Annotated in this window: 10 protein-coding genes and 1 pseudogene; 4 read left to right on the forward strand and 7 right to left on the reverse strand. The window is 58.0% G+C overall.

Translation table 11 applies throughout. The features are described from left to right. Positions 1 to 178: 178 nt before the first annotated feature. The 3 genes and pseudogenes from C468_RS00355 to C468_RS00365 all read right to left on the reverse strand — a co-directional run bounded on the left by C468_RS00355 (position 179) and on the right by C468_RS00365 (position 2,252). Positions 179 to 502 (reverse strand): hypothetical protein, encoded by a 324-nt coding sequence (locus C468_RS00355; RefSeq protein WP_008846864.1) that lies wholly within the window; start codon positions 500 to 502, stop codon positions 179 to 181. Positions 503 to 613: 111 nt separating this feature from the next. Continuing rightward, positions 614 to 1,416 (reverse strand): annotated as a pseudogene (locus C468_RS19265) (nucleotidyl transferase AbiEii/AbiGii toxin family protein). 5 nt (positions 1,417 to 1,421) lie between these two features. Beyond that, positions 1,422 to 2,252 carry a type IV toxin-antitoxin system AbiEi family antitoxin domain-containing protein gene (locus C468_RS00365; protein WP_008846865.1) on the reverse strand — a complete coding sequence of 277 codons (831 nt, stop codon included), beginning with the start codon at positions 2,250 to 2,252 and terminating at the stop codon, positions 1,422 to 1,424. 202 nt (positions 2,253 to 2,454) lie between these two features. Between C468_RS00365 and C468_RS19245 the strand changes: the two genes are divergently transcribed. Beyond that, on the forward strand, positions 2,455 to 3,006 hold the full coding sequence (locus C468_RS19245) for a hypothetical protein (RefSeq protein WP_343122409.1): 552 nt from the start codon (positions 2,455 to 2,457) through the stop codon (positions 3,004 to 3,006). A 65-nt stretch (positions 3,007 to 3,071) separates the two neighbouring features. Here the strand turns inward: C468_RS19245 and C468_RS18890 are convergent, their stop codons facing one another. The 4 genes from C468_RS18890 to C468_RS00375 form a co-directional block, all read right to left on the reverse strand. Further along, positions 3,072 to 4,160, reverse strand: coding sequence for a hypothetical protein (locus C468_RS18890; RefSeq protein WP_241430949.1), 1,089 nt, complete (start codon positions 4,158 to 4,160; stop codon positions 3,072 to 3,074). A gap of 625 nt (positions 4,161 to 4,785) precedes the next feature. Then, positions 4,786 to 5,559: a hypothetical protein gene (locus tag C468_RS18895; RefSeq protein WP_008846867.1), complete on the reverse strand. Its 774-nt coding sequence runs from the start codon at positions 5,557 to 5,559 to the stop codon at positions 4,786 to 4,788. Positions 5,560 to 5,759: 200 nt separating this feature from the next. Beyond that, positions 5,760 to 6,104 (reverse strand): ArsR/SmtB family transcription factor, encoded by a 345-nt coding sequence (locus tag C468_RS17135; RefSeq protein WP_008846868.1) that lies wholly within the window; start codon positions 6,102 to 6,104, stop codon positions 5,760 to 5,762. Between the two features lie 19 nt (positions 6,105 to 6,123). Next, entirely contained in the window at positions 6,124 to 7,083 is a 960-nt protein-coding gene (locus tag C468_RS00375; RefSeq protein WP_008846869.1) for a CPBP family intramembrane glutamic endopeptidase, read from the reverse strand. Between the two features lie 99 nt (positions 7,084 to 7,182). On the opposite strand from C468_RS00375, the gene C468_RS00380 reads away from it, so the two are divergent. From C468_RS00380 to C468_RS19390, 3 genes are all read left to right on the forward strand, one after another. Then, the gene (locus tag C468_RS00380) at positions 7,183 to 7,524 is read left to right on the forward strand and encodes a winged helix-turn-helix domain-containing protein (protein ID WP_008846870.1); all 342 of its coding nucleotides are present in this window, start codon (positions 7,183 to 7,185) and stop codon (positions 7,522 to 7,524) included. A 1-nt stretch (position 7,525) separates the two neighbouring features. Then, complete coding sequence (locus C468_RS00385) at positions 7,526 to 7,849, forward strand: hypothetical protein (RefSeq protein ID WP_008846871.1); 324 nt, start codon at positions 7,526 to 7,528, stop codon at positions 7,847 to 7,849. An 86-nt stretch (positions 7,850 to 7,935) separates the two neighbouring features. After that, a complete protein-coding gene (locus tag C468_RS19390; RefSeq protein ID WP_449272005.1) occupies positions 7,936 to 8,142 on the forward strand; it encodes a DUF7521 family protein in 207 nt (68 codons plus the stop codon). Positions 8,143 to 8,759 lie beyond the last annotated feature (617 nt).

Raw genomic sequence — 8,759 nt, forward strand, 5'->3', positions numbered from 1 at the left:
CTTCTTTCGCACACGGACCAGTCAACAAAACGTGCTCTGTGGCACGAAATCCAGGTCGGTCTCTTGCGCCCCATATCTTGTTTCACGCTCTCGTAGGGTAGCAGCGTTTCCATCGAGTCAACAGAGCTTTCTGCTACTAATTGCGCTGAACAAACACCCACCTACGGTTCACCACCGTCTACTCGTCGGGACTGACGGGGCCTTTATACTGGGAACGCACTTTTTCGCCTTCTCGCCACTGCCAGTAGTAGTAGCGGTTGTCGTTAATCTCCTTGATCGTGATCGTGGCCTTCGCCGGGACGTCGTCCGGCAGATCGTCGGGGCGTTCTTCGATTTCGCTTTCATCTGAGTCCTCTTCGAGACGCGCCTCGCGAGCTTTGTGCTCAGCTAGCTCTTCAGCGTAGCGGGCAACGTGCTGGAGCTGCTCAGAAGAGGACTCGTTGAGCGTATTGACGAGGTCTGTCGGGAGTTCCGCTGGCGGCGTCGGTGGCTCGTAGGACATCAGCGGTCGCCTCCTGTTAACCAACAAAGTGCGTACCGGCATAGATTTGTTGGTTAATCAGATCTCGTCCCGTCACAGGCTGAAGTCATCGACACCGACATCGGCCGTTGCCTACGGCGATCCCTGTTGGGAGATCGCCGTGTCCAACTGCTCCCAGACCATTTCGAACGCCGGCGGATCACCGGTCAGGTCCGGCAGCGTGGTCTCCCACTGGTGGCGGATCATCTCTTGTTGCTCGTCCGGGAGTCCGTCGTTCAGATCAACGGTGAGCCCATCGTGTTTACACTTCGCGTCGAAGGCGGGCCCCACGTCGACAAAGTTGATCGCGACCGAATCGGTTTCGAGCAGCTGATAGAGGTCGTAGTAGTCACGGGCGGCTCCGCGCTGGTAGATCGCTCGGAGCTTTTCGGCGAAGATCTCCTCGACGCTGTACGCCTGGAGATCGAATTCGGGCACATCTTCGTACGCGTGAGTGTGCTGAACGGGGTCGAAGGCGACGTGCTCGTCGACCATCACGTCGATGCTGGTCGTGTTGGGGTGGTTGAGGACGCGCGGTACTGAATGCTGATGTCGACGTAGTGGGTCGGGTAGTGGTCCTGCTGGGATTCGTGGTGCTCGCGAATCTCGAATTCGATGCCAGAGCGGTCGGCAATCGTATCGAGGACCGCTCGGAGCTCCTGTTTGGACCCCTGGTACTCCCCTTTGACGCCAAAATCGAGGTCCTCCGAGAATCGCCACGATTGCGGAAAATACAGCTTGGACAGCGCGGTCCCGCCTTTGAACAGGAGATTGTCGCCGTAGCTGCTTGTGAAGATGCCCCAGAGGAGCCACGAATTGACGTAGTTCTTCTCGGCGTACCCTTGCCGAACGCCCAGCTCGCGAGCGCGGATCCGGAGACGATCCTGACTGATCATCGTGATCAGGACTCCGTCGGCTCCAGCATGGCTGGCTCGACGTTGATTCGGAGGCGATACGTGCTGTCGGTCGATCCGGTGTCGGGCCGCGTCGGGTCCAGCAGCGAGTAGCCACTTGTGAACGACGCAACGAGTTCCTCGCGGGCGGGGAGGTCGATGCCGAGCTGGTCGGCGAGGTAGACGATCCGCTTGGTTGCAGCGCCGTTGTCGAGGCGTTCGAGGTACTCGCCGACGGTGTCCCAGTCGCAGCCCCGGTCGTCGGCGGTGCGCATCGCGGTTACGAGTTCTCGAAGGCCACCACAGAACTCGGGGTGGTCCGCACAGTCGACCAGCGTCTTCTCCAGGTCGCTGACCTGAACGGTCGTGCTCTCGACCGATGTCGGCTCAAAGCCGAAGAATTTCCGCTCGGTGACTGTCGCGACGCGGTACGGGACGCCGTGGATCTCCGTGCTTTGCGCTCGGGTCGGCGTGACGACGTACACCGTCCGAGGTACTTGTTCGGTCAGCCCGTGGTGGCTGAGGGCGCTGTAGTAGCCGATGTACATCGGCTCGGCGACGTGGGCAGCGATGAGGTACTCGTGGGTGGTGTACACGGCCTCCTCGCCGGCAGTGAGTGGAACGATGAGATACGTGCCCGGGAAGAGCCGGTCGAGCCAGCCCTTCTCGGTGAGCCGGGAGGCGATCTCGCGGGCGGTGTTTGGGGGGACCTCCAGCGTCGTCTCGATGTCGTCGACGGAGATGATTTGGTGACCCGCGCCAGCGAGTCGTGCAAGGAGTCGACTTTCTCGAGTCGAGAGGCCCTTGCGTATATTTTGTGACTGTTCTATGGTACTCACACCTGCGTTTCTTACATAAAGTATTAACACGGGCCTGCTTTAGCCTTGCGACTGCCGCGGACGGCGGAGACGAGCGGACTCGCTCTTATGTAGAATTGCGGAAAGACTCGATAACGAGACACTCAATCGCTGTCTCGACAGATCCACCCGCGAGAGTGAAGACAGAACTCCGATTCTTGTCACACACACTCCTCCTTTCGGCATTCTCGATATCGGGAAGCGATTCGGGCAACAACATATCGGGTCGAAGGCCGTCAGGAGCTTCATAGACGACATCCAGCCCCCAGTCACCGTCTGTGGTCATTGCCATCAATTCGGAGGCAGAGCTGAAACCCTCGAGTACGGCACGGTGATCAACATTGCGTCCCACGACGGAGTAGACGACCCTGGAAGGTACGCACTCATCACCATCGACGCCTCGAACGAGTCAATTGACTACGAATTCTACGACACTCGCCATCTGCTAGGGAGCCGACTGACTGATCTCGTCCAGGTCGGGAGAAACCGAGTGGAGCAGTTCAGTGAGTTAGGGATCACTAACCCAGATGAAATTACCGAAGAACGGCGTGCCGAACTCGAAGCCCTCCCTGGAGCCTCGTCATGGCACGTGGACCGGTGGATTGCTCATCGACAGGCTTTCGAAAACGATGAGGTCGTGATTCTAAACAAGTCCCACCCTCTGTATCTAGCACATAGTTTGTATCAATTCCTAAGGATTTCAACAGAGCCACTATTTATATACCAATTTGGATAGTCAGCTACCGATCATCCCCTCGTTGGGGCAGGTCGAACAGCAATAGAGCCACTGGGCCGGGATCGTTAGTTCACCGATTTCGATAGCTCGGCCCCTGCTTTGAACTTCACGTCACTCGACGCGCTTCCCGCATTCACTAAGTGAAGTATCGGTGCGTCTAACGGACAGTGCGTTACCATCACTTCGCCGCCATCTCCATCAGTCTCTCCGCAAGACCCAGAGTTCTCTTTCGAGTACTCGTTGCTTCCCCAACAGTACACGTTCCCACCCCCATCTTCCGAAAGCGTCCCGGTCTCAACCAGCGCACTGACCGTCCCTGATTCTATCTGTGCCCCTCGAAGAGACCGCTCACTCAGCCCTGCACGCGCCACCATGTCACCGAAGCCATCACCATCTGCGTCAGCAGAGTAGTCGAAACAGCACTCGATGCCCACTACTTGCGCCGATTCCGCCATCGTCAGCACCGTCACTGAATCTGTGTACAGGGTAGCGTCGTCGATAACCCACCCACCAGAGTAGAGAAGTTGGTCATCGCTCATCGCGCGCCCCACGTAGAACAACGCTGGGAACGGGCGCGGGCATCCCGGCGGCTGGACCAGCACCTGCGTCACGATCGTCTCGGAGATTTCTGACGTCGCTTTCCCACCTCCGTCCGACGCACCACTCCATGCTTGGTAGATCGCTTCAGTCGACGATTCGGGTCCGTCCGACCCACCACCTGCGGAGACCCGCACGACAGCCGGACCGCCGTCAGCGTTCGGCGGCGAGTTAATCACTGCAACGGTCCCGTCGTCCGCTCGAACGACATCAAGGCTGCCGCCCGTCGCCGTTGGCCCCGATACCTCTGCGACGAAGTGCGGCGTCGTCCCGCACACCGCACCCGGGTGTCGATCTGGGTCGCCATCATCACAATCACCAGAGCCAGCAGATCCCCCCGGACCAGCCTTCGCCGAACCCCACGAGTAAACCCGTCCGCCACCGTTTGACTGGCCCCCTAGATAGCTAATGAGTCGCTCCGGCGTCACCGCCTCACGGATACTGCCATTCACACCCGGAACCTCCGCATCAGGCAAGCAGACGGTAAACCGCTCACCGACGATCGGCTCGCCGCCCAGATACGCGACAAGCGCATCGTCCTCATCAGCGTCACCCACGCCATCCCCGTCCGAATCTCCATCTCCACGCGTCAACGGTTGGGTCCGGTTACTCCGCGAGGAATTGTGATTCTGCGCCATCACCGCAGATGACGTGACCCATCCCTCTAACTCCACTCGCTCTGCCAGCGCCGGAGTCAGCCGAGCCACGTGCGGGCTCTCGGGAGCCAGTTCGAGTGAGACCTTCCCTGCGCCGGCACCCGGTCGTCTACCAACGCCCGCGAACACTGCCGCCGGAGACGACCCCGTGTTCGTCACTGACGACGCAACCCGATTCAGACAGCCAGCGAGTGACCCAACCGCAGCGATCCCGCTCGCTGCGAGTAGTGACCGACGGCTGACGGTCGCACCTGGCGCCGTCTCTCGGCGACTGTTGCGTCTTTCTGAACACATAATCAGACAGTAGAGGCCACACGTTATGATAAGCTTTCTTATATTTGTGTCTTGTTAACGTGATATATTGAGATCGGCTCGCGCCTGCTATGTAGCATAGCCTCTCCTACCGATCAGCAGTTGAGTATCTCAACAGAGTCCTAACTCCTTCTCCCATCAATTAATTCCTCTGTCAAAACCTGCTCAAATCTTTCTTACTATCCAAAATTTGATAACCCGCGCCTTGGCTCGGCTAGAGTTCGGGAATTTCTGACGCGTCAGCCGGGTTCTGTGTCGATCGGTTCGGGGCGTCCTTTCCGTCTCGCAACTGGAGGTACACCGACGCGATAATGGCGTAGTATGGTACGAAGAACGCCGCTGTGAGCACGACCGTTACAATATCGGCAGCAACCGATAGACCAGCAAGAGTCAACAACGGCGAGACCGCACCGATGACGCCGCTGAAGAGTGCAGTCACAATTATGAGGATACCGAGCTTGAGCCGGGACCCACGGGCCAACCCCCAGCTCCGCTTGAGACTACTGATGATCCCGCGATCTTCGACAGCGACAGCAAACATGAAAAACAGGAACGAGGCTGCCAGAAACAATCCGGGAAGAACTAAGAGAACGGTCCCAAGCATGATCGAGACAGTGATAATCAACCCGCCAACAAGTGCGAAGACCGTGGTCCGACCGAGTCGCCGCGTGGACGTTGCAGGAAACTGTGACATCTCACTCAGTGGTTGAGCAAATGTTCGCGAGAGGATGACGAGATACGCCGCGCTCAAGACCGTGAGTGCGACGAATAGAGCAACCCCAGCGCTCCCGGAGACCGGAAGCGCGAGTCCGGCGTTCTGGCTAAACTGTTCGGCTGCCTCTGGCGGGAGAAATCCCAATACGGCGCTGTTGGCGCTTATCTGAAGCCCAAACTGGATGGCGAGGAATCCCAAAAACAGGACTCCCCCAGTTCGAGAAACTGTCCGTCGAATACCGTCGCTAACCGCATGGCTGAGTTGGAGGGCCATACTGATCAAATGTGTCTAATCAGATGTAATAAAACATGCGAAGACGCTGATAGACGGTAAGAGGATTTGTACTTATCCGAACCTTCTTACATCTGTTTACGGCACTTCCGAAATGTCACCCAGTGAGTAAAAGTGGTCGGATTTGCTACTTCGTTCACCGTCGTGAGCGCAATTTGAGTCCTCGTGATTCACCGCCGTGTCTATGAGATGGGATCGCCAAACTGAACGACTATTTCTTTTACAGAGAGTGCGTAGACTGTCATCTCTGTTCCTTTTCTAGAGTACCACGTATCGACGGCTTCGACGAGGTCAACTTCACAGAGGCGGTCGAGGTGATACTTGGCGTTCTGGGTAGACGTGCCGGTAGCCTCAGCGATGTCTGAAGTTGTCGCTGGTTCATCGTCAAGCGTCGTCAGTATCTGCTGTGCAGTGTCCGAGGAGACCGTCTGGAGTACGTCACTCGACTGGTCGTCGTCAACGACGACATTAGTGCGTTCGCGCGGCGTGTGATCGATGGGGGTGCGATAGGGGAATGCTGTTGGCATAGATGCTGATTGGTGTGAGTTACCGCTCAGTGTAGCTGGTTACGCGGTCGTCGAGTTCGAGTGGCCCGTGACGCCGGCGAATATACGCGACCAGTACCAGGCCGCCGAGGATGGCGAAGCCGACAAAGACGAGTCCCTCTTCTCCGACCCAGCGCGGTGGGCCGACGATGTTAACGGCGAGGAGCTCCGGCGTCTGCTGTGAATGTCCCAGTCCGAATATCGCGCTTTGTGTGAAATTATAGAACACGTGAAAGCCGATGCTGAGTGCGAGTTCACCGGTTAGCACGTACACGCCACTCAGTACGAGTCCAGCAATTAGGTAGTACCCGTAGTGGCTGGGATTCGTTATTTTTCCGCCGTGTAGAAACACAAACACGAGCGTGCTGAGAGTTACTGCGAGGCCAACGGCTATCCACTGGGGAACAAACCTGTTCGATCCCTCGGCAAAGTTCTTCAACATCGCACCACGGAAGATGAACTCTTCCCACGTAGCCGCGAGGGCGATATACGCGAATACGACCACCATCGCAGGTACGAACGGTAGATCGCCGGACCCGCGCATCACACCCACGAACGTAGCCCAGCCAGCACTGAGTGACACTACGAATGCCCCACCGTTGATTGCGGTGGCGATGATTCCACCAACAGCGAATGAGTGCCACCACTCTCGGTCGAGCGAGAGCCCGAATTCACTCACCGGGTGTCGGTCAATGACTCGTGCACTGAGGAGAATTGCACCGATGAGAATGACGCCAATGCCAGTCAGTTCAACGACTTCCCGGACGGGGTGCTCGAACCTGGATCGGACCACAGTCTGAAGGATTCCGAGGAGAATGAAGGTCAGCAGGGCCGGCAGTAGCGCACGAAGTGGCGCACGCAATCGGTGTTGTTCAGTGTTCCAGACCGGCCAGAGGAGTTGGAAGACCCTCTGGTGGAGGGTGGTCGGGAGGATACGGTCAATCGTCGATCGTAACGACATATACGACTCAAGAGGACGGGTACAAGTAGCATCCTAGGCACGGCTTCCGACCCAGAAGTTGTGGCGGGTTTTTTACTATTACCGGGGTCTGGCATACATATGGACGAGGACGAGGATACCGTCTTGGCGGTACTCGACGACGAGTACGCCCGAGCGATCCTCGCTCACCTCACACTTGAACCGATGTCAGTCGATGAACTCTGTACGGCTTGTGAGATGTCCGACGCGACGGCGTACCGCCGTCTCAACCGGTTACAGGACGCAGACCTCGTGACCGAACACCAGGAGCTTGACCCCGACGGTCATCACTACAAGCGGTATGCAGCGACAGTCGAGACTGTCACCGTCACGTTCGCTGATGGGGGCTACGAAGTAGCAGTGACCCGCTCGACAACCGATCCTGCCGACCGCTTCACAGATCTGTTCGAGGGGTTGTCCTGAGATGCTCCTCTTCCAGTTGGATGCGACTGGGACTGACCCGTTCATCGCACTCGGCGTGCTCGTCCTTTCCGTGCTCTCGGTAGCGCTGTCGCTGACGATCGCCGTAGTTCTGGTCCGTGGTTACCGTCGAGGACCGTCCCATCGCGGGATGCTTTGGCTCGCAGTCGGTCTCATCTTCTTGATAACGGTACCCGAGTTGCTTCGCGTCGGGTTACCGACGGCGACCGACATCGGAGCCGTCGGTCGGTCGGTACTCGTCAGTGGCTGTGAGCTATTCGGGTTAGGGACAATCCTGTGGACCGTGTACGGAGGTGGGATGCGGTGATCGCAGTGAGTTTGCTGGTGATAGAACCGCTCAGTGTGGTGTCGGTGACCCGTGGCCTGACTGCTCTCGTTGGCTTGTTTGTCGCTATGCTGGCCTACCGTGGGTACCGACGGAATGGCTCTACGAAGATGCGATCGCTAGCCATCGGCATCGGTCTGCTAACGGCAGGGGTTTACCTGGCCGCCGTGCTCGCCGCTATGATTGGCGCTGGGAACGGGATGGTCTTGCTAGTGCGCGGCCTCGTGACAGTTATCGGCCTCTGTACCGTGTTGTACGCGATACAGGGGAATTGAATTCTCGACGCGAGCCTCGGTTTGCGAAACGACTCCTTGAATGTAGAAACGACTCCTTGAATGGTAGATGTGTGCGTACGCGCTTGGCCACAGGATCGAAAACAGCTCACCGACGCCTGCTGAGATCATTTGCGCTCGTCTGGTCGATTTAATTCCTAATCACGCGGGATAAGATTCATGTGGGATTGCTAATGTGTGTTTGACACCATCGCACTCGAGACAAAAACCCAGTGTGAGCCAGCCGCGTGTACCACCCCGTCGCGGACGGCATAACCGTCTCGACGCAAATATCCGGCTGATCGCCATCACCGCACTCGACTCCGACACAACTCAACCGGACGACTCGCTCCGCCCTCCACGGCGTGAGACATCCCACAGACACACCGCCACCGATGCCCTCCACACTCTCACGACGCCGATTCCTTTCGCGGTCCGCTGCCGTCGGCACTGGTACCGCCGTCGCGGCCAGTGGGCTCGTGAGCGGCTCAACCGAACCGACACAGACGACCAGCGTGGATACACTCATCGACGACGCAGCCACCCGCGCGTTAGCGGAACACGACGCGGGCGGACTGACTGTCGCCGTCGTCGACGGCGACGAGGTCCACACGAGCGGC

Source organism: Halorubrum kocurii JCM 14978, from assembly GCF_000337355.1.
Lineage (GTDB): Archaea > Halobacteriota > Halobacteria > Halobacteriales > Haloferacaceae > Halorubrum > Halorubrum kocurii.

What these genes read in the sequence shown, in the direction of transcription:
- C468_RS00355 (WP_008846864.1), bottom strand. Translation starts at nt 502, where the DNA reads ATGTCCTACGAGCCACCGACGCCGCCAGCGGAACTCCCGACAGACCTC.
- C468_RS18895 (WP_008846867.1), bottom strand. Translation starts at nt 5,559, where the DNA reads ATGGCCCTCCAACTCAGCCATGCGGTTAGCGACGGTATTCGACGGACA.
- C468_RS17135 (WP_008846868.1), bottom strand. Translation starts at nt 6,104, where the DNA reads ATGCCAACAGCATTCCCCTATCGCACCCCCATCGATCACACGCCGCGC.
- C468_RS00375 (WP_008846869.1), bottom strand. Translation starts at nt 7,083, where the DNA reads ATGTCGTTACGATCGACGATTGACCGTATCCTCCCGACCACCCTCCAC.
- C468_RS00380 (WP_008846870.1), top strand. Translation starts at nt 7,183, where the DNA reads ATGGACGAGGACGAGGATACCGTCTTGGCGGTACTCGACGACGAGTAC.
- C468_RS00385 (WP_008846871.1), top strand. Translation starts at nt 7,526, where the DNA reads ATGCTCCTCTTCCAGTTGGATGCGACTGGGACTGACCCGTTCATCGCA.
- C468_RS19390 (WP_449272005.1), top strand. Translation starts at nt 7,936, where the DNA reads ATGCTGGCCTACCGTGGGTACCGACGGAATGGCTCTACGAAGATGCGA.